Raw genomic sequence first — 22539 nt, 5'->3', positions numbered from 1 at the left:
CCCCGCCGCCCCGCCGCCGCACGCACGCACGCACGCACGCACGCACGCACGCACGCACGCACGCACGCACGCACGCACGCACGCACGCACGCACGCACGCACGCACGCACGCACGCACGCACGCACGCACGCACGCACGCACGCACGCACGCACGCACGCACGCACGCACGCACGCACGCACGCACGCCCTCTCGCACGCCACGCCCGCAGCGCGGCAGGAATCGTCATGGCTTCCTACGACCACAAGACCGTCGACGCGCACTGGCAGGCCTACTGGGAGCGCGAGCGCACGTTCGCGACCCCGACCGACCGCACCAAGCCCAAGTACTACGTGCTCGACATGTTCCCGTACCCGTCCGGGTCGGGGCTGCGCATCGTGCCCCGAGGCTACACCGCGACCGACGTGGTCGCGCGCGCCAAGCGGATGATGGGCCTCAACGTGCTGCGGGTGATGGGCTGGGACAGCTTCGGCCTGCCGGCCGAGCGCCAGGCCGAGCGCGAGAACATCCACCCGCGCGTGATCACCACGCGCAACATCGCCACGTTCAAGCAGCAGCTGTCGCGGCTGGGGCTGTCGTACGACTGGGACCACGAGCTCGCGACCAGCGAGCCCAGCTACTACAAGTGGACCCAGTGGATCTTCCTCAAGCTGTTCGAGCGCGGCCTGGCCTACCAGGCCGAGGTCGCGGTCAACTTCTGCCCGGCGCTGGGCACGGTGCTGGCCAACGAGGAGGTCAAGGACGGCGTCTACATCGAGACCGGTGATCCGGTCGAGCGCCGGATGATGAAGCAGTGGATGCTGCGCATCACCGCCTACGCCGACCGGCTGATCGACGACCTCGACGGGCTGGACTGGCCGGCCGGCACCCTGGCGATGCAGCGCGAGTGGATCGGCCGCTCGATCGGCGCCAACGTGAACTTCGACGTCGTCGGCGCCGACGCAACGATCACCGTGTTCACGACCCGGCCCGACACGCTGTTCGGCGGCACCTACGCGGTGCTGGCGCCCGAGCACGCGCTGGTCGACGCGGTCACGACCGCGGCCCAGCGCGCGGCGGTCGACGAGTACCGCGCCGCGGCCGGCAAGCGCAGCGAGCGCGACCGCACCGCCGAGGCCGCCGACGCGCCCAAGACCGGCGTCTTCACCGGCGCGTACGCGATGAACCCGGTCAACGGCAAGCACATCCCGATCTGGATCGCCGACTACGTGCTGGCGTCGTACGGCACCGGCGCGGTGTTCGCGTGCCCGGCCCACGACGAGCGCGATCACGCGTTCGCCAAGAAGTTCGGGCTGCCGATCGTCGAGGTCGTCACGGGCGGCGACGTCGACGCCGCCGCGTACACCGGCGACGGCGCGCACGTCAACAGCGAGTTCCTCGACGGCCAGGACATCGAGGGCGCGAAGACCGCGGTGATCGCCTGGCTGACCGAGCGCGGCAAGGGCGAGCAGAGCGTGCGCTACCGCCTGCGCGACTGGCTGTTCTCGCGCCAGCGCTACTGGGGCGAGCCGTTCCCGACCATCGAGCTGGCCGACGGCACCGTCAAGGTGCTGCCCGCGAGCGCGCTGCCGGTGGTGCTGCCCGAGCTCGACGCCTACAAGCCCACCGCCGACGGCCGGCCGCCGCTGGCCCGGGCCGAGGCGTGGATGCAGACGACCGACCCCGAGACCGGCGCGCCGGCGATCCGCGAGACCAACACGATGCCGCAGTGGGCGGGCTCGTGCTGGTACTACCTGCGGTTCCTGTCGCCGCACGCCGCCGACGTGGCCTGGGAGCCCGAGGCCGAGCAGTACTGGATGAACGTCGACCTCTACGTCGGCGGCAGCGAGCACGCGACGCTGCACCTGCTCTACGCGCGGTTCTGGCACAAGGTGCTCTACGACTGCGGCCTGGTCCACACCAAGGAGCCGTTCGCGCGCCTGGTCCACCAGGGCATGATCCACAAGCCGTCGTTCAAGGACGCCCGCGGCAAGTACTACTACGACCACGAGGTCGAGCAGATCGGCGGCCGCTGGGTGATCAAGGACGGCGGCGGCGAGGTCGAGACCCGCAACGAGAAGATGTCGAAGTCGCGCTACAACGTCGTCAACCCCGACGACATGTGCGACGAGTTCGGCGCGGACGCGCTGCGCCTCTACGAGCTGTTCATGGGGCCGCTCGAGGACGGCACCGAGTGGGCCACCGACGGCGTCTCGGGCTGCCGCCGGTTCCTCGATCGGACCTGGCGCCTGGCGGTCGGCGACGAGGAGTCGGGCGCGCCGTCGCGGCTCATCGACGGCACCGGCGGCCCCGAGCTGCGCGAGGTCGAGCGGGCGCTGCACGCCGCCATCAAGCGCGTGACCGAGGCGGTCGACAGCCTGCGCCTGAACACCGCGATCTCCGACATGATGGTGTTCGTCAACGAGGCCACCAAGGCCCTGGCGGTGCCGCGGGCGTGGTTCGAGGACTTCGTCAAGATCCTGGCGCCGTTCGCGCCGCACCTGGGCGAGGAGCTGTGGCGTCGGCTCGGCCACGCCGAGTCGCTGGCGTTCGCGTCGTGGCCGGCGTTCGACGAGGCCAAGCTCAAGCGCGACACGATCACGATCGCGGTGCAGGTCAGCGGCAAGCTGCGCGGCACCGTCGACGTCGCCGCCGACGCCCCCGAGGCCGACGTCCTCGCCGCGGCCAAGGCCGAGCCCAAGGTCGCCGAGTTCATCGCCGGCAAGGCGCTCAAGCGCGAGGTCTACGTCAAGGGTCGCCTGGTCAACCTGGTGGTGTGAGGTGCCGCGCGCCGCGGTCGGGATCGCGGTCGCGCTGTGCGCGTGCGGCGGCGGCGGGACCGCCGACCCGCGCGCGGGCATCGAGGTCCGGGTGCGGTCGCGCGACGATCACGGCAAGGTCGAGTGGTACCTGGAGGCGCGCTACCGCTACGCGCCGCCGGCCAAGGGCGACGAGGTCCACCTCCAGGTGCGCGCCGCCTGCCAGGTCGGCGCGCTGCGCCTCGTCGACGACGCGCCGGAGTACCCGAGGTTCCGCCCGCAGCTGCGCGGCGAGCGCCCGGGCTGGTACGTGAGCACGCCGTTCGTGCTGTCCGAGCTGCCGGCGAAGCCGTCGCTGTGTGACCTCCAGATCACCGAGCACCTCGGGTACCGCGGCGCGCCCCGGCCGCTGTACGAGGTGTGCGCGCGGCTGGGGCAGCCGCCGACCCCGGGGCGGTGCCCGCCCAACCTGGTCGACGGCGACGGCACCGGCGGCGGCTGGTCGGTGCCCGCGCTCGAGATCGAGCACGTCGAGCCCGATCCCGACGGCGTGTACCTGAGCGGCGAGCAGCTGGTGCTGCGCTACACCGTGCAGGCCCACCGCGATCAGCCCGCCGACACCTGGATGCACGTCACGATCGCGTGCGCCAACGGCGCCGCCGACGAGGTCTCGCACCAGGCCGCCGGTGGCCTGCGCGCCGGCGAGGCGTTCCACGCCGCGCAGATCAAGCTGCACCAGCGGGTCCCGCCGTCGACCACGCCGTGCGCGGTCACGTTCGGCGCGCGGGCGGGTGTGGACGGCACCGCGACCGCCGTCGCGCAGTTCTGCTACCGCGACCGACGGACCGTCCCCGGCCCGTGCTCGTGAGCCGCGGGCGGCCACCCGCGCAGTCCAGCCAGCGCGACCGACAGACCGTCCCCGGCCGTGCGCGTGCGGCGCGGTCTCGAGGCCCTCGGCCTGGCGGCGCGCTGAGGATCGTCCGCGGCGGCGCGGACGTCGGTGGTACCGTCGCGGCATGGTGAGCCGCACCCTGGTGATCGCGTGCGCGCTGGCGGTGGGCGCGTGCGGCGGCGGCGGCAGCGCGGTCGACGCCGGGGCGAGCGACGCCCAGGGCGATGGCGCCGTGAGCGCGGACGGCGGCGACGCGGACGGCGGCGGTCCCGACGGTGCGCAGGCGTGCGTGGCCTGGAGCCCGGCGGCGCGCCCGGCCACGGCGATCGCCATCCACGACGACCCCGGGCCGTTCACCAGCGCGCGGACCGTGCGGATCGTCGTCGAGTACCCGGCGGCCGCGGCCGAGCTGGCGGCCATGCCGGTCGTCACCCGCGGCGCCGGCGTGGTCGCGATCCAGCCGATGGTGTTCGCGCCCGACCGCGGGGCCGGCGGCCCGATCGAGACCCGCCGGCTGATCGTACCGCTGGTGCTGCCGGTCGGCGTCTGGCGGATCGAGGGCGTCGCGCCGACGCCGCCGACGGTCGCGCTGACGATCGGGCCGGCGCCGCTGCGCCCGTGCGGCACCACCGGCGCGTGCGCCATGGACTGCGACTGCGACGAGGCCGCGGGCGAGCGCTGCCTCGGCGGCGTCGGGCTGGGCGGCGGCTTCACCGCGTGCGCGCGGCCGTGCGAGGTCGATCGCGACTGCGGCGGCGGCGCCACCTGCGCGTCGATCCCCGACGGGCTGTGGGACACCTGCAGCGACCTCGCGCCCGAGTGCAGCGCGACCGTCGCGTGCCCGCTGGGCTTCGCGTGCCAGGCCGGGACGTGCGCGCCGACGTTCGTGCTGGGGCAGGGCAGCCGCCACCCGTGCGGGTGTGACGCCGACTGCGAGCCGGGCCTGCGCTGCGTCGCCGCGACGCCGACCGACGCGGGCCGGTGCGAGGTCGCGTGCGCGACCGGCGGCCCATGGTGCCAGGGCGCGCACGTGTGCGGCTCGGCCAGCGCCGACCTCAGCGGCCTCGCGACGACCGACTCGGTGTGTGGCTGGCTCGGCGAGTGAGCGCCGCGGCGTCGAGCGTCGGGCCGCGTCAGCGCAGCCCGGCGGCGAACCGGGCGTGGAAGCCGAGCGCGCCGGCGCCGCCCATCGAGTTGCAGATCGGCGACGCCGCGCCGGGCGGGCAGTCGACGTCGCGGTCGTACGACCAGTAGTGCACCCCGGCCAGGCCCTGGCTGCGCGCGAACGCGGTCACGACGTCGGCGTCGGCCAGCGTGAACACCTCGCCCTGGACGTCGTTGCCGCCGATCATCGGCGTCAGCTCGGTCGCCGACCACGGCACCTGCCAGTGATCGTGCAGGTTGTACGCGGCCTGCAGCGCCGACGCGCCCATGTCGCACTGCCCGGCGGCGACGACGCACACGCCCGGGCTGGGCCCGCCGTAGTCCATGGTCATGAGGTTGATCGTCACGTAGCTCGGCCACGTGGCCTCGGTGCCGTCCCAGCCCAGCTCGGCCCGCACCGCGGCCATGGTCCACACGCCCAGCACGTTGAAGCTGTCGGGCGCCGCGGCGCCGAGGCTGTGGGCGGTGGCGGCGCCGTCGTTGGCGGCCAGGGTGGCCAGCGTCAGGCTGAAGCGCAGCGTCGGGTAGCGCGCGTGGGCCCCAGCGATCCGGCGCGCCAGCTCGGTGATCGTCGCCTGGGACTGCCCGGCCTCGATGTCGAGATCGACGCCGCGCAGGTTCGGCGACGCCCAGCGATCGATGAACGTCGCGAAGTCGGCGTCGCTGGTGCACGTGAACGCGCCCGCGGCGCCGCCGGTCGCGAGCACGTAGTCGATGCCGGCGGCGGTCAACCGGGGCACGTTGGCGGCGGCCATCGCGGCGCCGGGGACGCCGCCCCAGCTCTCGCTGCCGCAGGCGCCGGTGGCGAAGGCCAGGGTCACGGCCCGGCCGCCGTGCGCGATCAGATCGTCGACCAGCGGCGTCGGCGCGCCCGACACCTCGGTCGACGCGACGTTGGTGTTCCAGTTGAGGTGGATGCTGGTGTCCTTGTAGGGGCTGAACACCAGGCCGCTCGGCGGCGGGCCGCCGCCGTCGGGGCCGCCGGCGTCGTCGTCGGCGCTGCCGGCGTCGGGAGCGTCGCCGGTGGTGGGATCATCAGCGCAGCTCGCGAGGAGCGCGGCGAACAACAGGGCGGCGGCCGAGCGACGGGTCATGCGTCGATGGAGGTCAGGGCCCGGCCGATCGGGTCACCGCGCCCGGTCGATTTTCGCGCGCCGGCTACTCGCAGCTCGACGCGTCGACGCACTCGCTGCCGGCCGACTCGCACGCCTCGCGGGGCGAGACGTTGAAGTTCATGCCCTCGGCCGAGGCGAAGGGGCAGCAGCACTCGTCGGGCCCGATCGCGGGCGCGGCGGGCTCGGCCGGCGTGGCGGGTTCGGCCGGCGTGGGATCGGCGGCGGGCTTGGCCTTGCCGCCACAGGCGGCGGCGACGAGGCTGACGGTCAGGGCGAGCGACGTGAGGAGCTTCATCGTCGCGGAGATTATCATCGCGGTCACGTCGGCGCGTGGGCGCCGCGCGGGGTTCGCCCGCAGTCGCGCGGCGGCGTGACCGCGGGTTGGGCGTACAGTGTCGGCCATGCCGATCGACACCTCGCGCCCGTTCATCCCCGTCAACGTCGGCGTGCTGACCGTGTCCGACACCCGGACCGAGGCCAACGACGGCAGCGGCGGGCTGATCGCCGAGCTCCTGACCGCGGCCGGGCACCGCGTGGCCGCGCGGGTGATCGTCAAGGACAACCGCGCGGCGATCGGCGGCCAGCTCCAGGCGTGGATCGACGACCCGGGGGTCGACGTCGTGATCGCGACCGGCGGCACCGGCGTCACGCCCCGGGACGTGACGCCCGAGGCGATGGCGCCGCTGGTGACCAAGGTCATCCCCGGCTTCGGCGAGCTGTTCCGGTGGCTGTCGTTCGCCGAGATCGGCACGTCGACCATCCAGAGCCGGGCCGAGGCCGCGCTGTGCGGGGACACGTTCGTGTTCCTGTTGCCCGGCTCGACCGGCGGCGTGCGCCTGGGCATGGAGCAGATCTTGATCCCGCAGCTCGACGCCCGCCACCGACCGTGCAACTTCGTGACGCTGCTGCCGCGGATCCGCGCCGAGCGCGAGGACGCGTAGCCGGCGTCGCTGCCGCGGATCCGCGCCGAGCGCGAGGACGCGTCGCCGGCGTCGCTGCCGCGGATCCGCGCCGAGCGCGAGGACGCGTCGCCGGCGTCGCTGCCGCGGATCCGCGCGAGCACGAGGACGCGTCGCCGGCGTCGCTGCCGCGGATCCGCGCCGAGCGCGCGGACGCGTCGCCGGCGTCGGTGCGGCGGATTCGCGCCGAGCGCGAGGACGCGTCGCACGTGCCTGGGGTTGCCTCGGCCGGGCGCGCGGCGCCGCGGGTGTGCGCTCGATCGCGCAGCGGCGAGTTTCTCCTGACGCGGACCTCACAGCCGTGAAGGTCGGCGCGGGCGGCGGCCACCAACGGGACATGCGCGCGACCGGTCGTCGCGCGCCCCACCTCCCGGAGCAATGATCGTCATGCAGTACCCGCTCGTTTCGGCTCTGATCCTCGGCGCGCTCGCGCTCGGCGCGTGCGACGACTCGACCGGCATCACCGACGCCGACATCGCGTGCCCGCCGACCCAGACGCTGACCTACGCCAACTTCGGCGCGGCGGTGATCGACGCCGAGTGCCTGCAGTGCCACACCACCCGGGAGCGCCCGGCCCTCGACACCCAGGCCCGGGTCCAGGCCAACGCCAACAAGATCATCGACGTCGCGGTGTTCCGGTCGTCGATGCCCCAGGACGGCTCGATGACCAACGAGGCCCGCACGCAGCTCGGCCAGTGGCTGACCTGCGGCGCGCCGTGAGCGCCGGCGCGCAGCGCTGACCCGAACTCGCCGGCGCCGATCGCGGCGCGCCGATCGCGGGGCACCCGGATCACGGCCGGGTACGCGCATGTGGTCGCATGCCGCCGTCGGTTCCAGCGCAAGGCCGTCAGCCGTCGGGCATCGAGGGTGTCGAGGACCGGACGCCGAGACCCTCACGTCGCCGTGATCTCGGCTGGTTGCCGCATGGCCCGACCGCTGCACTGACGCGGGGCATGCGCATCGAAACCTCAATCGCGACGGTGTTCCTGGCCGGCCTGATCACCGCGTGCGTCGAGTCGGCGCCCGAGATGGAGCCGGCGGAGGTCGAGGCCGCGGAGGTGGCGACCGGCGCCGACATGGCCCCCGCCGAGGTGATCGAGGCCGACGCGCAGGCGCTCGGCACCGCGGGGACATACCGCGTGCAGTCGACGCTGGTGGTCGAGGCTGGCGCGCTCCTGCCGCCGACCGCCGACCGCGCGGTGCAGACCCTCGAGGGCCTGCGCGACCACCCGGCCGCGACGCTGTTCGCGCTGGCCGATGACGCCGGCGTGCCGGCGGTCGCGACCATCCGCGACGCGCTGCCATCGGTCCTGGCGTCGCGCCTCGACGGGTGGATCGACGGCTACGTCCAGAGCGTCACGACCGGCGACGGCACCGTGGCGCAGGTGATCGACGCCGTGGTCGGGGTGTGCCGTGCGCCGATCGGCGCGATCGAGCTGGAGTCGGCGCTGACCGTGCGCGGCGCGGCCAGCCGGCACCGCCTCGAGACCGTGGGCCTCGAGGTCGCGGGGCACGCGATGCGCTTCGACGTGGCGCCGCTGGCCGGCGTCGGCGCGGCCCTCGACGTGCCGGTGGCCGCGGCGGTGACCCTCGACGGCGACCGCGCCACGCTGACGCTCGGCGACCACGGCTTCGGCTTGCCGTACGGACGGATCGCGTGGGCAGCGTTCGACGGCGCGATGCGCGCGCGCTACGGCCGCGATCTGCGCGGCCTGCTCGGCGATGCGGTGGGCTGCGACGCGCTCGCGGCGTCGGTGGCCAACCGCTGCGTGCTCAGCGTGTGCGTCGGTCATCGCAGCGACCTGCGCGCGATCTGCGAGGGCGCCCTCGACGAGGCCGTGGCGCAGCTCCGCGAGCGGGTCGAGGCGCAGGCGGTGGAGCCCATCGCGCTCGACGCCGGCGCCGCGGTCCTGGTCCGCGCCGCCGCCAGCGATGGCTTCGCCGGGGCGATCGAGGACGGCGTGTGGACCGCGCAGCTCGACCTCGGTCACGGCGCGCGGCCGGCGGCGGCGACCTTCGCCGGCGCACGCGAGTGACGGCCAGGGCTGGGCGTCCGCGGTTCCGCATCGGCCCGGGCCGCGGACGGCGCCTCGACCTGGCCGGACGAGCGCGGGCGGCCGCGTCGTCGTCGAACCCGGTCGCGGCGATGGCGTGGCGCGCGCCGGGCGTGGCATCCTGTCGACAGGCCCATTGCCTGCCGGGGACCCATGAGCCATCCGCTCGAGAGCGCGCTCAATCGCGCCTTGTCGATCCGTCTGAACCTGCAGATCACGCTGTCGAACCTGCCGATCGTCGAGGAGTGGATGGACATCCACCTCGACCGCTTCCTCGAGCATCTCCCGACGCCGCCCGAGATGCCGGCGGGCCACATGGTCAGCTACCTGGCCATGCTGGGCTCGGATCTGCGCCGCCTGTGGTGGGGCGCCTGGGGCGATCCGGCCGGCATGGTGCCCAAGCTCGCCGACTACCTGAAGCTGTGCAACATCGCGCCCAGCGACGCGGCCGCGCTCGACACGATCGGCGAGAAGCTCGAGCCGCGCCTCGTCGGGCCCTGGGTCGGCGTCTGGGGCGGCAAGGTCACGACCGGCTGGCACTTCGTCGACCCGCAGCCGTGGGACAAGATCGAGCCGCTGTTCGGCACCCACGAGGCCAAGTTCAAGATCAAGCAGTGGGTGGCCGATCACAAGGTCGAGCGCCTCGAGCGGTTCGCGCAGGCCATCGGCGAGCGCGCCTACTCGGAGTTCGAGTTCGCGATCCCGGGCGCCACCGTCGACGAGCAGGTCGACGCGCTCGAGACCGCGTTCGTCCACTTCGCCGGGGCGCCGCTGCCGCCGGAGACGATCGAGCTGTTCCGCGGCGCGCCGACGCCGGGCTTCGCCGTGGCGATGCGCGTCCGCGGCGGTCAGGTCGTGCGGACCTCGGCGATCGCGCCCGGGATGCCGCTCGATCTGCTCGATCGGCTGTGCCTGAGCATGAAGTCCGACCGCGACGACAAGCTCGAGCGCCTGATCAACGCGCTGACCAACGAGGGCATCGCCCGGGTCGAGGTCGGCCGCGCCGGCGACAAGGGCGGGGTCGACGTCTACGTCGAGCCGGGGGAGGCCCGGCCGCCGACGCGACCGGGCACCGCGCCGCCCGAGCCGGCCCAGCGCAATTGACCGCGGCGCACGTGACCGCGGTCGACGCCCGCGCGCGCGACGCCGCGATCCTGGCCAGCGACGACGAGCTGGTGCGCGCGTGCGAGGTCGATCGCTACCGCGCCAGCGGCCCGGGCGGGCAGAAGCGCAACAAGACCGAGAGCGCGGTCCGGGTCCGGCACCGCGCCACCGGGGTGATCGCCCACGCCGACGACAGCCGCTCCCAGCACGACAACCGCGTCAAGGCGGTGCGGCGGCTGCGCGGGCACCTGGCGCTCGAGCTGCGCGCGCCGCTCGATCTGGCCAGCTACGCGCCGAGCCCGCGCCTGCGGGCCCTGCTCGACGGCGGGGCCGCGCGCCTGGGCGAGAAGACCCGCGCGACCGCCGAGTTCTGGGCGGCGATCGCCGAGCTGCTCGACGTCGCGTTCGCGTGCGGCGTCGAGGTCGCCGCGACCGGCGCGCGGGTCGGGCTGGGCAGCGGCGCGGTCGCGCGGTTCCTGACGTGCGATCCCCAGGTGCTGCGGACGATCAACCAGGAGCGCGCCCAGCGGGGGCTGCGCCCGCTGCGGTGACGCCCGGGCGCACCGGTTTGACAGGCCCCCGGGCCCGTGGGAAGCAAGCGCCATGAAGCGCCTCGCGTTCGTCGCCCTCGTCGCCGTCGCCGCCTGCGGTGGCAAGTCCAAGACCGGCTCGGTCGAGCACGTCGACACGATGGATCACGCCCAGCCCCACGAGGGTGACCACCCCGCCATGCCGGCCGCGGTGGCCGCGTTCCACGAACAGCTGTCGCCGCTGTGGCACGCGCCGGCCGGGCCCGAGCGCACCGAGCGCACGTGCGGCGACGCCGGCTCGATGGACCAGCTGCTCGAGGAGGTCGAGCAGGCCGGCGCGCCGGCGAACGTCGAGGCGACCGAGTGGGACGGGCGCGTCACCGCGCTGCGGGTCGCGTGGACGTTGCTGGCGGACGACTGCACGGCGACCAACGGCGCGAACTTCGAGGAGAAGTTCACGACCGTCCACGACACCTTCCACGAGCTGATCGGGCTCCTGCCGATGGCCGACAAGTAGCCATGGCCGAACGACTCTGGCACCACGGCGCGCAGTACCAGGGCGACGGCCTCGACCCGGCCGGGTGCCCCGAGGATCCGCTGGCGCTGTTCCGGATCTGGTTCGGCGACGCCGAGCGGATCGCGCCCGACAAGGTCAACGCGATGACGCTGGCCACCGTCGACGCCGACGGCCGTCCGGACGCGCGGATCGTGCTGCTCAAGGAGCTCGACGCGCGCGGCTTCGTCTTCTACACCAACTACGCCAGCCGCAAGGGCGCCGAGCTCGCCGCCCGGCCGCGGGCGGCGCTGGTGTTCTACTGGCCGGCGCTCGATCGCCAGATCCGGATCGAGGGCGCGGTGGAGCAGGTCACCTCGGCCGAGTCCGACGCGTACTTCGCCGTGCGCCCGCGCGGCAGCCGGGTCGCGGCGGCGGCGTCGCCGCAGTCGCAGGAGCTGCCGTCGCGCGCGGCGCTGGTGGCGCGGATCGACGCGATCGAGGCCGAGCTGGCCGGGGCCGATCCGGCGCGGCCGGCGCACTGGGGCGGCTACCGCGTGCTGCCCGACGCGGTCGAGTTCTGGCAGGGCCAGCCGTCGCGGCTGCACGATCGCGTGCAGTACCGCCTCGGCGCCGACGGCTGGACGCGCGCGCGCCTGGCGCCGTAGGGTCGGCGCCGGCTTCGCCCGGGGCGTGTCGTCGACGAGCGGCGACCACGGAACTCGTCGCGGGCGCGCGGCACGACCACTGGACCGTCGCGACGTGACGACGGTCGCGCGCGAGGTTCACCAGTGCTGGTCGGATCTGCGCGGCGCCGCGATGAACCTCTGACGATCGCGCGAGGTGCGCAATCGATTTCGCAGTCGTCGCCGCTGGCGCGCGAGTCGCAGTACCCGCGGTCATGCGCACCGCCCTCGCCACGCTCGCCATCCTGGTCGCCGCCAGCGCGGCTCAGGCCGACCCGCCGGCCGACCCGCCGCCGGCCGATCCGCCGCCGCCGGCCGAGTCGGCGCCGACCGTCACGGCCAGCTACGGCTACCAGATCGTCCTCGGGGAGTTCGCCGGGGTCGCGCTGGTGGGCGTCGCCGCGGTGACCGGGTCGACCACCGTCGTGACGGTCGGCGCCGGGGCCTGGGCCCTGGGCGTGCCCGCGATCCATGCGTTCCACGGCAACCCGGGCAGGGCGGTCGCCAGCCTGGCGCTGCGGCAGGGGTTGTTGTGGAGTGGGCTCCTCATCGGCGGCACCCTCCCGTGCGAAGGCGGCGGCGAGGAACGCAACTGCCACATCGGGGGCGCCCTCGCGGGCGCGGCGATCGGCTACGGCGCGGCCGTCTTGATCGACGCGGTGGTCCTGGCGCGCGAGCGCCGTCCGGGCCCGGCCCGCACGTGGACGCCGACGGTCGCGGCGGCGCCGGGCGGGGTGAGCCTCGGGGTGGTCGGGGCGTTCTGATCCGTCGCCGGGCCGCCTCGCCACCGGAATACCGCCCTGGGGCCTTGCGCCCGGGCCCCAGCGAAATTATCGCAGTGGCCCATGATCCAGACTGCCGAACGCCACGAGTTCCAGGCCGAGGTGAAGCAGCTCCTCGACCTGATGGTCCACTCGCTGTACTCCGACAAGGACATCTTCCTGCGCGAGCTGGTGTCGAACGCGTCCGACGCGCTCGACAAGCGCCGGTTCGAGGCGGTGGCCCAGCCCGAGCTGGCCGACGACGGCGAGCTGCAGATCCGCCTGGCGGTCGACCCGGACGCCCGGACCCTGGCGATCAGCGACAACGGCATCGGCATGACCCGCGACGAGGTGGTCAAGAACATCGGCACGATCGCGCGCTCGGGCACCAAGGAGTTCCTGGCCCAGCTCGCCGCCGCGCAGGCCACCGACGCGCCCGGGCTGATCGGCCAGTTCGGCGTCGGCTTCTACTCGGCGTTCATGGTCGCCGATCAGATCACGCTCGTGACCCGGAAGGCCGGCACCGACGCCGCGACCCGGTGGCAGTCGTCCGGCGACGGCACCTACACGATCGAGGACGCCGAGCGGCCCGAGGCCGGCACGACGATCACCCTGACCCTCAAGCCGGCCGACCCCGAGCACGGCCTGCACGACTACACCGCCGCGTCGATGCTGGGCACGATCATCAAGCGCTACTCGGACTTCGTCGCGTACCCGATCCGCCTGGCCGGCGCCGACGGCGACGGCGAGCCGCTCAACTCGCGCAAGGCCATCTGGGATCGGCCCAAGGCCGAGGTGACCGAGGAGGAGTACAAGGACTTCTACCGGCACGTGTCCCACGACTGGACCGATCCGCTGCGGTCGATCCCGGTGCGCATGGAGGGGACGTTCGAGGCCTACGCGCTCATGTACCTGCCGAGCAAGGCGCCGTTCGATCTCTACAACCCCGAGATGAAGCGGGGCCTGCAGCTCTACGTCAAGCGCGTGTTCGTGATGGACGAGTGCAAGGAGCTCCTGCCCACGCACCTCCGGTTCGTGCGCGGCGTCGTCGACGCCCACGATCTGTCGCTGAACGTGTCGCGCGAGATCCTGCAGAAGGACCGGCAGATCCAGCTGATCCGCAAGCAGCTGGTCAAGAAGGTGCTGGGCGCGCTCGACGAGATGAAGCGCGACAAGCCCGACGACTACCGCACGTTCTGGACCTCGTTCGGGCCGGTGCTCAAGGAGGGCCTGGCCGGGTGGGACACGCCCGACAAGGACAAGCTGCTCGACCTGATCGTGACCGCGTCGACCAAGGAGGCCGACGGGCTGGTCTCGTTCGGCGACTACGTGGCGCGCATGAAGGACGGGCAGGACGCGATCTACTACCTGACCGGTCCGTCGAAGGAGGCGGTCGCGCGCTCGCCGCTGCTCGAGCGGTTTGCCCGCGCCGGCTACGAGGTGCTGCTGTTCAGCGATCCGATCGACGAGCTGTGGCTCGAGCAGGCGCCGAAGTTCGGCGACAAGGCGCTGGTGTCGATCGGCCGCGGCGACATCGCGCTGGGCTCCGAGGACGAGCGCAAGCAGGAGGCGGCCAAGCTCGATGAGCGCAAGGCCGAGCTGGGCGAGCTCTTGACCGCGCTGCGCGCCGGGATCCAGGAGGACGTCAAGGACGTGCGGCTGTCGACCCGGCTGACCTCCTCGGCCTCCTGCCTGGTGGCCGACGCCGACGACATGACCCCACGCATGCAGCGGATGATGGCGCAGCTCGGCCACGCGGTGCCCAAGGTCAAGCCGGTGCTCGAGGTCAACGGCGACCACCCGCTGATCGGCAAGCTGCGGGTCGTGCACCTCGAGCGCGCCGACGATCCGCGGATCGCCTGGTGCGCCCGCGTGCTCCTGGGCCAGGCCCACCTGGCCGACACCGGCGAGCTGCCCGAGCCCGAGGCCTACAACCAGGCCGTCGCCGAGCTGATGCTGCGCGCGGTCTGATTCTGAGCGCGCGGTCCGAGCCGCGCTAGCGATCCGGCCGCAGCCGCGGCCGGGTCTTGGCGGCGCCGGCGGGCAGGGGCGAGCCGTCGACGGCCTGCCACCGCGCGCAGATCGGCGCGGTGCCGTGCGTGCCGCGGTCGTGGCGCTCGAACCGGGCGACGCCATCGGGTCGCGGCGGGGCGCCGGCGGCCGTGGGGTCAGAGCTCGAGATGATCGAGGCTCCCGGTGGCGCCGCGCTCGGCGAACCAGCGGCGGGCGGCCGCCGCGTGGAGCGGGAACGCGAACGCGTCGTCGAGGCCGTCGGGGCCGAAGATCACCCCGCGGCTCATCGACTCGGTGTTGGCGGCGAACGGCGGGAACGTGGCGGCGTCGACCCGCGCGCAGGTCGCGAACAGCAAGATCCGGTTGGGCCGCGGCTCGGTCGAGACCGCGTCGCGCAACGTCACGGAGTCGGCGTCGATCTCGACGTGGACCTCCTCGCGGACCTCGCGCGCGGCGGCGGTCTGCCAGCGCTCGTGATCCTCGACGAAGCCGCCGACCAGCGCCAGCAGGCCGCGCCGGGGCTCGATGCCGCGGCGCACGACCAGCAGGCCCGTGCGGGCGCCGTGGACCACCGGCACCAGCGTGACCGCGACCGGGATCGGGTTGGCCCACACCATCATCCGGCAGGCGGGGTTGGCGCACAGGCGCGGGTAGGCGAGCGGCGGTGCGTACGCGGTGCCGCAGGCGGAGCAGAACTTGTCGCGGATCGGGTTCATGGCACTCCTCCGGGGTCAGTCGCCGCGCGTCGTCGCAGGCGACGCGCTGGCCGACGTACAGATGCGCACGGCTCCTGCGACGCGACGTCGGGCACGCCCCGCGGGCACCGGCGCCCGGGCGCGGAACCGGGCCCGGGCGTGCAGCCCGCCGGCATCGCCCAGCCCGTCGAGCGCGACCCGCAGCGTCATCACTGACGAGCGTACACCCGCGCCGCGCGCCCCGTGCGCGCGCGGGGTTGGCGGTGACCGGCGGCTGATCGTCGCGGCCGGGCTTGACATCGTGTCCATTGGACACCATCTTAGTGTCACATGAACACGATCACGACCGTCCCCGATGAAGCCGTGCCGAGCCGCATCGCCCGAGCCCCCGAGGCCGCCGTGGGTGGCGACCTCGAGATCGCCGCGGGCAGCGTGGCCGGCTGGGTCCACCGGCGGATCGGTCGCCCCAACCAGGACGCGGCCCGGGTGCTGCGCACCGCCGGCGGCGTCGCGATCGCGGTCTGCGACGGCTGCGGCAGCGGCAGCCGCAGCGAGATCGGCGCGACGATCGGCGCGCGGTTGTGGACCCAGATCGTGGCCGAGCGCTTGCGCGACGGCGGTCCGATCGCCGCCGGCGACTTCCAGGCCATGGCGGCGACCGTGCTCGACCGGCTGGCGGTGGTGGCCGCGGCCATGGGCGGCGACCTGGCCGAGGTCACGCGCGAGCACCTCCTGTTCACGTCGCTGGTGGCGGCGATCACCGACGACCAGGTCGCGGTCGCGGCGCTCGGCGACGGCGTGGTCGCGCTCGGCGACGTGGTCCACGTCCTGGGCCCGTTCGAGGACAACGCGCCGCCGTACCTGACCGAGGCCTGGTTCGGGCCGCCGCGCACGCTCGCGACCTGGGTCCGGGGCCGCGCCGAGATCGACCGGCTGGTGCTGGCCACCGACGGCGCGGTGCCGCTGGTCGCGCCCCGGGATGGCCGCGCCGCCGCGCCGACGCTCGATGAGCTGGCCGGGATCGAGGCGATCTACAAGAACCCGTTCGCGCTCGAGCGACGCCTGCGCCTGCTGGCCGACGACGGGCTCGAGATCGACTGGGAGGCGCACCGCACGTCCCGGCGCGCGGCCTACCTCGACGACGACACCACCGCGGTGATCGTGCGCTGGAGCCGGGCGTGACCACGGTCGTCGTCGACGGCGCGCGGGTCGACGTCGCCCGCCTGGCCGTGCTCGGCCAGGGCGGCGAGGCCGACGTCTACGACCTCGGCGACGGCCGCGCGCTCAAGCTCTACAAGCGCGTCGATCACCCCGACGTCGCCGGCGACCCGGCGCGCGAGGCCGCGGTGGCCGCGCGCCTGGCCGAGGTCGAGGCCAAGCTCGGGGCGTTCCCGCGCGGGCTGCCGGCGGCGTTCGTGGCGCCGACCGCGCTGGCCCGCGCCGGCCGCGGGCGCGCGGTGGTCGGCTACGTCATGCCCAAGGTCGCGGGCGCGCCGATGTTCACGCTGGGCGAGCCCAAGCACCGGCGCGGCGCGGCGGTCGACCTGGCGGCGCTGGTGGCGGCGTTCGTCGACCTCCACGCCTCGGTCACGGCCGCTCACGCCGCCGGCGTGGTGATCGGCGACTTCAACGACGGCAACGTGCTGGTCGACGGCCCGCGCTGCCACCTGATCGACGCCGACAGCCTCCAGTACGGGCCGTGGCGGTGCGCGATGTTCACCGATCGCTACGTCGACCCGCGCCTGTGCGATCGATCCGCGTCGGCGCCGGCGCTCACCGCACCCCACGACCGCGCCAGCGACTGGTTCGCGTACGCGGTCATGCTGTTCCGGGCCCTGGCGTGGGTCGGGCCGTTCGGCGGCGTCCACCAGCCGGCCGACGCGGCCGCGCGCGTGGCCCCGGCTGCGCGGCCGCTGCGCGGCCCCAGCGTGTTCGGCCCCGACGTGATCTACCCGCGGTCGGCGGCGCCCCTGGCCGGCCTCCCCGACGGACTGACCCGCTACTTCCGGCAGGTGTTCGACGGCGGCGGCCGCGGCCCGTGCCCCCGCGGCCTGCTCGACGAGCTGACGCTCACGCGGTGCCCGCGCTGCGCCCTCGACCACGGCCGCGGCCGGTGCCCGACCTGTCTGCACGCGGCGCCGCTGGTCGCGATCACGCGCGCGATCAGCGCCCGCGCGATCGATCCGCACACGCTGGCGCGGGCGACCTGGCCGATCACGACCGCGGCCGAGCCGGGCGCACCCGCGGTCTGGCGCGCGGGCGCGGCGCTGATGCGGGCCGGGGCCCACGGCCCCGAGGTCATCGGCCAGATCGTCCCGGGCGTCTCGCACGCGTGGGTCGGCGCCCAGCTCGGCGCCGGCTACTGGCGGGCCGGCGGCTTCGCGGTGGCGTTCACGTTCGCGCCGGGGCGCCGCGGCCTCGACGATCGCGCCCGGCTGCCGGCCCTGCGCGGCCGGGTCGTCGACCACGGCTGCGCGCTGGCCGACGACCGCGCGTGGCTGTGGTGGCGCGAGGCCGACGGCGCCCGCGAGCGCTACCTGATCGCGTGCGTGCGCGCGGGCGCGGTGGTCGGCGTGGCCGAGGCGCCGGTCGCCGACGCCGACTGGATGCCGGGCCTGGCCGGCGCGTGCGCGGCCGGGCCGTACCTGTTCGTGCCGACCGACGCCGGCGTCGTCCGGGTCGAGGCCGAGGCGGGCGAGGTCCGCGTCACCCGGCGCTTCGTCGACACCGCGCCGCTGTGCGCGGTCACCGACGACCTGTTCGTCACCCGCGACGGCCTCGCCATCCGCAAGGCCGGCGCGCCCCTGTCCCTGCCGACCGGCCCGGCGCCGGCCGTCGCGCTCACGTTCACCGCCCGCACCGCGGGCTAGGAGGAGTCATGGCCACTCGCACCGTCCCGACCTTGCCGCTGCCGTCCCACTACCAGCCCGCCGACGCCGGCCGCTGGGGCTACCGCCCCGACGAGACCGCGCTCGCGACCGCCGCCGCCGACTGGCGCCGCGCCCACGGGCTGCGCCCGGCCGCGTCGGACGAGCGCCGCGTGCACCTGCTCTTGATCGACGTGCAGAAGGACTTCTGCTTCCCCGAGGGCTCGCTCTACGTCGCCGGCCAGAGCGGCACCGGCGCCGTCGACGACTCACGCCGGATCGCCGAGTTCGTCTACCGCAACCTGGGCGCGATCACCGACGTGACCACGACCATGGACACCCACTTCGCGTTCCAGATCTTCTCGCCGTCGTTCTGGCTCGACCGCGACGACGCGCCCCTGACCGCGCACCGCGTGGTCACGTCCGACGATCTCGCCAAGGGCGACGTGCGGCCCAACCCGGCGATGGCCAAGTGGCTGTGCGGCGGCAACTACGCCTGGCTGACCAAGCAGGTGCGGTTCTACTGCGAGGAGCTCGAGCGCGCCGGCAAGTACCAGCTGTACCTGTGGCCGCCGCACTGCCTGCTCGGCTCCGACGGGCACGCCCTGGCCGGCGTGGTCCACGCCGCGCGGCTGTTCCACGCGTTCGCCCGCGGCGCGCAGTCGTGGGTCGAGGTCAAGGGCGGCAACCCGCTGACCGAGAACTACTCGGTGCTCCGGCCCGAGGTGCTGGCGCGGTTCGACGGCGCGCCGCTGGCGCAGCGCAACACCAGCTTCGTCAAGACCCTGCTCGGCGCCGACGCCGTGGTCATCGGCGGCCAGGCCGCCAGCCACTGCGTCAAGAGCACGATCGACGACCTGCTGACGGAGATCGTGACGATCGATCCGGCCCTCGCGCGCAAGGTCTACCTGCTCACCGACTGCATGTCGGCGGTGACCGTGCCCGACGGCAAGGGCGGCTGCGCCGTCGACTTCACCAGCGCCGCGACCGACGCGCTGCAGCGCTTCGCCGACGCCGGCATGCACCTGGTGCGCTCGACCGACCCGCTGGCCGCGTGGCCGGGCCTGGCCTGACCGGCGCGCCGCCCGTTCACCCCGCTCACCTCTGAAGGAGCTCCTCATGTCCAACCGCAACGACGACGACAACACCAACCGGCCCAAGGGCACCGCCCAGCGCCTCCTCGACGACGCCCGCAAGCAGGGCGCGCTGTCCGCGGCCTCGGCCGCCGCGCTCGACGTGGTCGACCTGGGCGCGCAGATCCAGGCCGGGCTCGGCATCGCGGTCGACGACGTCGCCGCCAGCGAGGTCGTGCTGGTGACGATGATGCCCGACGACTCGCAGTCGATCTCGGCCGCCGGCAACACCGCGGCGGTGCGCGACGGCCACAACCTGGTGATCGAGGCGCTCAAGCGCTCGCGCCAGGCCGGCGACGTGTTCGTCCACACGCGCTACCTCAACGGCACGATCCTGTACCCGTACGTCGGCCTCGACGACGCGGTCGCGATGGACGCCGCCAACTACGATCCGCACCTGGGGACGCCGCTCTACGACCAGACGATCGTGCTGCTCGGCACGGTGATCGCCAAGAGCGCCGAGCTGGCCGCCGCTGGCGTCCCGGTGCGCACCGTGACCTTGCTCATCACCGACGGCGGCGACTACGGCTCGACGCGCGCCACCGCCAAGGAGGTGCGCGCGCTGGTCGCCGACATGGTCGCGCAGGAGAACCACGTCGTCGCGGCGATGGGCATCAGCGACGGCACCACCGACTTCAAGAAGGTGTTCCGCGACATGGGCATCGTCGATCGGTGGATCCTGACGCCGGGCAACACCACCGGTGAGATCCGCAAGGCGTTCCAGGTGTTCTCGCAGTCGGCGGCGGCGGTCTCGGCCGGCGCCTGGGCCGGCGGCTTCGGGAATTGACGTGCCCGGGCGGCGCCGCCGCCGCGGAGCTCACGCGGGCGCGGCGGGCAGCTCGAGCCAGCGCACGTCGGCGCCGTCGGGCAGGTCGCGCAGCGCCCGCAGCACCGGGGTGTCGGTGACCTCGCTGCGGTGCAGGTAGATCAGGTGGACGTGGTGGCCCGGACCGAGCAGCGCGTCGAGGATCTGGAAGCCGCGCCCGATCGTCGCGTGGGCGTCGTCGACCCAGCCGATCACCGGCCGGTGGGCCGCCAGGCGCCCGCTCAGGCGCGCCAGCGCGGTGAACGCGCGCTGCTCGAGCTGGTCGGGATCGAGCTCGGTCGCGGTCAGCGGCGTCAGGCGCTCGAGCAGCGGCAAGCGCGCCAGCGCCGGGAACATCGGCAGCATCTCCAGCACGTCGCCGACGACCGCCGCCAGTTCGAGCGGGGGCAAGGTGAGCACGAAGTTGCCGATCTGATCGACGGCGGCGTCGAGCACCGGGAACGGCGTGCGGTCGCCGGGCGTGACCCGACCGCCCACCACCAGCGGCGCGTGGCTCGCGCGGACCTCGGCCAGGAACGACTCGAGCAGCCTGGTCTTGCCGGAGCCGGCCGGGCCGAGCACGACCGACACGACCGCGTGGTCGCGGCTGTCGACGAACGCCTGGCGGAGCAGGTCGCAGAAGCGGGCGAGATCGCGACACAGACCCACGCGGGGCGTCGCGGGACTTGCATACTTCCGGGTCGCCGCCGAGGGCGCCCGTCCGAGCGCGGCCAGCACCTCCTCACCGCCCGGGCGCTGGTCGGGATCGCGATCGATCAGCCGGACGCACAGCCGATCGAGATCAGCAGGCACGGTCGGGACGAGGTGGCGCGGCGGCAGCGCCGGCTCGGTGACCTTGCGCAGCAGCACCTCGTCGGCCCGGCCGTGGAACGGGCGCTGGGCGGTGAGCGCCTCGTACAGCATGACCCCGACGGCGTACCAGTCGCTGGCCGGCGTCAACGGCATCCGGGCGCCCTGCTCCGGCGACATGTACGCCGCGGTGCCCACCGGTCGCGTCGCGGGCGGCTCGGGCGTGTCGGGATCGGACACCAGCCCGAAGTCGAGCAGCACGACCCGGCCGGCGACGTCGACGAGGACGTTCGACGGCTTGAGGTCGCGGTGGAGCTTGCCGAGGTGGTGCAGCGCCAGCACCGCGTCGGCGAGCTGCCCGAACGCGTCGAGTGCGCGGGCGCGGTCGAGCGGCGCCTCGGGATCGGGCCGCACCCACTGGTCGAAGCGCACGCCGTCGATCAGCTCCATCGTGAACAGCCACTCGTCGTCGACGCAGTCCAGCTCGTAGAGGTCGACGAGGTTGGGGTGCGCCAGGCCGACCAGCGAGCGGAACTCGCGCTTGAACCGGTAGATCGCGGCGCCGTCGGTGCCGTGCAGGCGCTTGAGCGCCACCTCGCGACCGCGGCTGCGGTCGTAGACGCGGTCGACGGTGCCGAAGCTGCCGCTGCCGAGGTGTCCGCGGTGCTCGTAGCGACTGCGGGCCGGACGCTCTTCGTCTGCCATCATCCCCGCCCCGACGGTAGCCCAACTCCGGGCCGGCGGGGATCGCGATGTCGTGGCGGGGCGACGACCGGCGGCCTGGCGACCGGCCGGCCCGGACACGCAGCGCTTCAACTTTTCGGTCGAGCGCCGGTCCACGCGGCGAGCGTCTCGCGTCGTGGGTGGTCGTCGGTGGGCTGGCCCGGTCGAGCGCGCCGACCGTGGCGTGCCCCGGCCTGGTCCACGCGCCGGGCGTCTCGCGTCGTGGGTGTTCGGCCACGAACTCTCGGGAGCTCAGAATCAGAGCTTGTAGTTTTTCGGTCGAGCACCGGTCCGCGCGCCGGGAGTCTCGCGCCTCGGGTGGGGGCCCTGTCGGGGCTTGCCCCCGACGGGGGAGGGTTCGGCGACGAACCCTCTGGAACTCAGTTGATCGTGGGCTCGTCGCGCAGCCGGATCGGGCCGAAGTCGGCGGGGACGTGGCCGGTCGGGGCCTTGGCGGCGTAGAACGCGCGGATCCGATCCATGTCGAGGCCGATGTCGCCGGTCAGCTCGATGGGCGCGCCGATGCCCATGCGCTTGCGCTTGTAGTCCATGTAGCCCGGCAGGATCGGGACGCCGGCGCCCAGCGCGATGTGATAGAAGCCCGACTTCCAGTAGTCGGTGTGGCCGCGCGTGCCCTCGGGCGGGATCACCAGCCACAGCCGGTCACGGCGGCGCAGCTCGTCGATCATCCCCTGGACCACGTTGTTGGCCTTGGTGCGATCGATGCCGATCGCGCCGAGCCTGCGCATGAGCGGACCCAGCGGGCCGCGCAGCCAGTCGTCCTTGATCATGAACGACATGTCGATGTCACCGGCGACGGCCATCGCGATCATCAGCACGCCGTCCCAGTTGCTGGTGTGCGGCACGCCCAGCGCCACGCACTTCGCGACCCGCGGCACCTCGCCCTCGATCTCCCAGCCCGCCAGCCGGAGCAGGCGCGTCGCGATGTCTTTCGCCTTCATCGGCGGCAGTGTGCCATCGCCTCGCCGCGGGCGAC

21 protein-coding genes are annotated in these 22539 nt (G+C 74.0%); 15 read left to right on the top strand and 6 right to left on the bottom strand.

All coding sequences use genetic code 11. The features are described 5' to 3' along the window. Window positions 1-227: 227 nt before the first annotated feature. From IPL61_23630 to IPL61_23620, 3 genes are all read left to right on the top strand, one after another. Window positions 228-2759 (top strand): leucine--tRNA ligase, encoded by a 2532-nt coding sequence (locus IPL61_23630; protein MBK9034216.1) that lies wholly within the window; start codon window positions 228-230, stop codon window positions 2757-2759. Between the two features lies 1 nt (window position 2760). Further along, window positions 2761-3606, top strand: a complete 846-nt coding sequence (locus IPL61_23625) for a hypothetical protein (protein MBK9034215.1) — start codon at window positions 2761-2763, stop codon at window positions 3604-3606. A gap of 148 nt (window positions 3607-3754) precedes the next feature. Beyond that, entirely contained in the window at window positions 3755-4735 is a 981-nt protein-coding gene (locus tag IPL61_23620; GenBank protein ID MBK9034214.1) for a hypothetical protein, read from the top strand. Between the two features lie 28 nt (window positions 4736-4763). On the opposite strand, the gene IPL61_23615 is transcribed toward IPL61_23620, so the two are convergent. Both IPL61_23615 and IPL61_23610 read right to left on the bottom strand, forming a co-directional pair. After that, a complete protein-coding gene (locus IPL61_23615) occupies window positions 4764-5741 on the bottom strand; it encodes a glycosyl hydrolase (protein MBK9034213.1) in 978 nt (325 codons plus the stop codon). A gap of 211 nt (window positions 5742-5952) precedes the next feature. Then, entirely contained in the window at window positions 5953-6204 is a 252-nt protein-coding gene (locus IPL61_23610) for a hypothetical protein (protein ID MBK9034212.1), read from the bottom strand. 106 nt (window positions 6205-6310) lie between these two features. Here IPL61_23610 and moaB point away from each other — a divergent pair, with 106 nt between their 5' ends. The 8 genes from moaB (at window position 6311) to htpG (ending at window position 14467) form a co-directional block, all read left to right on the top strand. After that, on the top strand, window positions 6311-6850 hold the full coding sequence (gene moaB, locus IPL61_23605; protein MBK9034211.1) for a molybdenum cofactor biosynthesis protein B: 540 nt from the start codon (window positions 6311-6313) through the stop codon (window positions 6848-6850). A 405-nt stretch (window positions 6851-7255) separates the two neighbouring features. Beyond that, complete coding sequence (locus IPL61_23600) at window positions 7256-7588, top strand: hypothetical protein (GenBank protein MBK9034210.1); 333 nt, start codon at window positions 7256-7258, stop codon at window positions 7586-7588. Between the two features lie 233 nt (window positions 7589-7821). Continuing rightward, complete coding sequence (locus tag IPL61_23595) at window positions 7822-8904, top strand: hypothetical protein (GenBank protein ID MBK9034209.1); 1083 nt, start codon at window positions 7822-7824, stop codon at window positions 8902-8904. A 110-nt stretch (window positions 8905-9014) separates the two neighbouring features. After that, on the top strand, window positions 9015-10577 hold the full coding sequence (locus tag IPL61_23590; GenBank protein MBK9034208.1) for a peptide chain release factor-like protein: 1563 nt from the start codon (window positions 9015-9017) through the stop codon (window positions 10575-10577). A 52-nt stretch (window positions 10578-10629) separates the two neighbouring features. Beyond that, window positions 10630-11073 (top strand): hypothetical protein, encoded by a 444-nt coding sequence (locus IPL61_23585; protein ID MBK9034207.1) that lies wholly within the window; start codon window positions 10630-10632, stop codon window positions 11071-11073. 2 nt (window positions 11074-11075) lie between these two features. Next, window positions 11076-11717, top strand: coding sequence for a pyridoxamine 5'-phosphate oxidase (gene pdxH / locus IPL61_23580; protein ID MBK9034206.1), 642 nt, complete (start codon window positions 11076-11078; stop codon window positions 11715-11717). Between the two features lie 233 nt (window positions 11718-11950). Next, window positions 11951-12499, top strand: coding sequence for a hypothetical protein (locus IPL61_23575; GenBank protein MBK9034205.1), 549 nt, complete (start codon window positions 11951-11953; stop codon window positions 12497-12499). Window positions 12500-12580: 81 nt separating this feature from the next. After that, the gene (htpG, locus tag IPL61_23570; GenBank protein MBK9034204.1) at window positions 12581-14467 is read left to right on the top strand and encodes a molecular chaperone HtpG; all 1887 of its coding nucleotides are present in this window, start codon (window positions 12581-12583) and stop codon (window positions 14465-14467) included. Between the two features lie 197 nt (window positions 14468-14664). Here the strand turns inward: htpG and IPL61_23565 are convergent, their stop codons facing one another. Both IPL61_23565 and IPL61_23560 read right to left on the bottom strand, forming a co-directional pair. Next, window positions 14665-15225: an NUDIX domain-containing protein gene (locus IPL61_23565; GenBank protein ID MBK9034203.1), complete on the bottom strand. Its 561-nt coding sequence runs from the start codon at window positions 15223-15225 to the stop codon at window positions 14665-14667. A gap of 15 nt (window positions 15226-15240) precedes the next feature. Continuing rightward, window positions 15241-15414: a hypothetical protein gene (locus tag IPL61_23560; GenBank protein ID MBK9034202.1), complete on the bottom strand. Its 174-nt coding sequence runs from the start codon at window positions 15412-15414 to the stop codon at window positions 15241-15243. A 120-nt stretch (window positions 15415-15534) separates the two neighbouring features. On the opposite strand from IPL61_23560, the gene IPL61_23555 reads away from it, so the two are divergent. The 4 genes from IPL61_23555 to IPL61_23540 are packed head-to-tail and all read left to right on the top strand — an operon-like array spanning window position 15535 to window position 19991. Beyond that, entirely contained in the window at window positions 15535-16386 is an 852-nt protein-coding gene (locus tag IPL61_23555; GenBank protein MBK9034201.1) for a protein phosphatase 2C domain-containing protein, read from the top strand. Further along, window positions 16383-18074, top strand: a complete 1692-nt coding sequence (locus tag IPL61_23550; protein ID MBK9034200.1) for a hypothetical protein — start codon at window positions 16383-16385, stop codon at window positions 18072-18074. The genes IPL61_23555 and IPL61_23550 overlap by 4 nt, the downstream gene beginning before the upstream one ends. Window positions 18075-18082: 8 nt before the next feature. Beyond that, a complete protein-coding gene (locus IPL61_23545) occupies window positions 18083-19144 on the top strand; it encodes a nicotinamidase (GenBank protein MBK9034199.1) in 1062 nt (353 codons plus the stop codon). A gap of 46 nt (window positions 19145-19190) precedes the next feature. Next, window positions 19191-19991, top strand: coding sequence for a hypothetical protein (locus IPL61_23540; protein ID MBK9034198.1), 801 nt, complete (start codon window positions 19191-19193; stop codon window positions 19989-19991). Between the two features lie 30 nt (window positions 19992-20021). Here the strand turns inward: IPL61_23540 and IPL61_23535 are convergent, their stop codons facing one another. Both IPL61_23535 and IPL61_23530 read right to left on the bottom strand, forming a co-directional pair. Further along, on the bottom strand, window positions 20022-21527 hold the full coding sequence (locus IPL61_23535; protein MBK9034197.1) for a serine/threonine-protein kinase PknK: 1506 nt from the start codon (window positions 21525-21527) through the stop codon (window positions 20022-20024). A 395-nt stretch (window positions 21528-21922) separates the two neighbouring features. Further along, on the bottom strand, window positions 21923-22504 hold the full coding sequence (locus IPL61_23530; GenBank protein MBK9034196.1) for a lysophospholipid acyltransferase family protein: 582 nt from the start codon (window positions 22502-22504) through the stop codon (window positions 21923-21925). Between the last annotated feature and the right edge of the window lie 35 nt (window positions 22505-22539).

This window comes from Myxococcales bacterium (assembly GCA_016717005.1).
GTDB lineage: Bacteria > Myxococcota_A > Polyangia > Haliangiales > Haliangiaceae > UBA2376.
Note: the sequence above shows the minus strand (reverse complement) of the source record. Positions and strands in the feature narration are given on the sequence as shown.

Excerpts from the sequence above, each read along its gene's own strand:
- IPL61_23630 (MBK9034216.1), top strand. The coding sequence starts at position 228 with ATGGCTTCCTACGACCACAAGACCGTCGACGCGCACTGGCAGGCCTAC.
- IPL61_23620 (MBK9034214.1), top strand. The coding sequence starts at position 3,755 with ATGGTGAGCCGCACCCTGGTGATCGCGTGCGCGCTGGCGGTGGGCGCG.
- IPL61_23610 (MBK9034212.1), bottom strand. The coding sequence starts at position 6,204 with ATGAAGCTCCTCACGTCGCTCGCCCTGACCGTCAGCCTCGTCGCCGCC.
- moaB (MBK9034211.1), top strand. The coding sequence starts at position 6,311 with ATGCCGATCGACACCTCGCGCCCGTTCATCCCCGTCAACGTCGGCGTG.
- IPL61_23600 (MBK9034210.1), top strand. The coding sequence starts at position 7,256 with ATGCAGTACCCGCTCGTTTCGGCTCTGATCCTCGGCGCGCTCGCGCTC.
- IPL61_23595 (MBK9034209.1), top strand. The coding sequence starts at position 7,822 with ATGCGCATCGAAACCTCAATCGCGACGGTGTTCCTGGCCGGCCTGATC.
- IPL61_23590 (MBK9034208.1), top strand. The coding sequence starts at position 9,015 with ATGGCGTGGCGCGCGCCGGGCGTGGCATCCTGTCGACAGGCCCATTGC.
- IPL61_23585 (MBK9034207.1), top strand. The coding sequence starts at position 10,630 with ATGAAGCGCCTCGCGTTCGTCGCCCTCGTCGCCGTCGCCGCCTGCGGT.
- pdxH (MBK9034206.1), top strand. The coding sequence starts at position 11,076 with ATGGCCGAACGACTCTGGCACCACGGCGCGCAGTACCAGGGCGACGGC.
- IPL61_23575 (MBK9034205.1), top strand. The coding sequence starts at position 11,951 with ATGCGCACCGCCCTCGCCACGCTCGCCATCCTGGTCGCCGCCAGCGCG.
- htpG (MBK9034204.1), top strand. The coding sequence starts at position 12,581 with ATGATCCAGACTGCCGAACGCCACGAGTTCCAGGCCGAGGTGAAGCAG.
- IPL61_23565 (MBK9034203.1), bottom strand. The coding sequence starts at position 15,225 with ATGAACCCGATCCGCGACAAGTTCTGCTCCGCCTGCGGCACCGCGTAC.
- IPL61_23560 (MBK9034202.1), bottom strand. The coding sequence starts at position 15,414 with ATGACGCTGCGGGTCGCGCTCGACGGGCTGGGCGATGCCGGCGGGCTG.
- IPL61_23555 (MBK9034201.1), top strand. The coding sequence starts at position 15,535 with ATGAACACGATCACGACCGTCCCCGATGAAGCCGTGCCGAGCCGCATC.
- IPL61_23545 (MBK9034199.1), top strand. The coding sequence starts at position 18,083 with ATGGCCACTCGCACCGTCCCGACCTTGCCGCTGCCGTCCCACTACCAG.
- IPL61_23540 (MBK9034198.1), top strand. The coding sequence starts at position 19,191 with ATGTCCAACCGCAACGACGACGACAACACCAACCGGCCCAAGGGCACC.
- IPL61_23535 (MBK9034197.1), bottom strand. The coding sequence starts at position 21,527 with ATGATGGCAGACGAAGAGCGTCCGGCCCGCAGTCGCTACGAGCACCGC.
- IPL61_23530 (MBK9034196.1), bottom strand. The coding sequence starts at position 22,504 with ATGAAGGCGAAAGACATCGCGACGCGCCTGCTCCGGCTGGCGGGCTGG.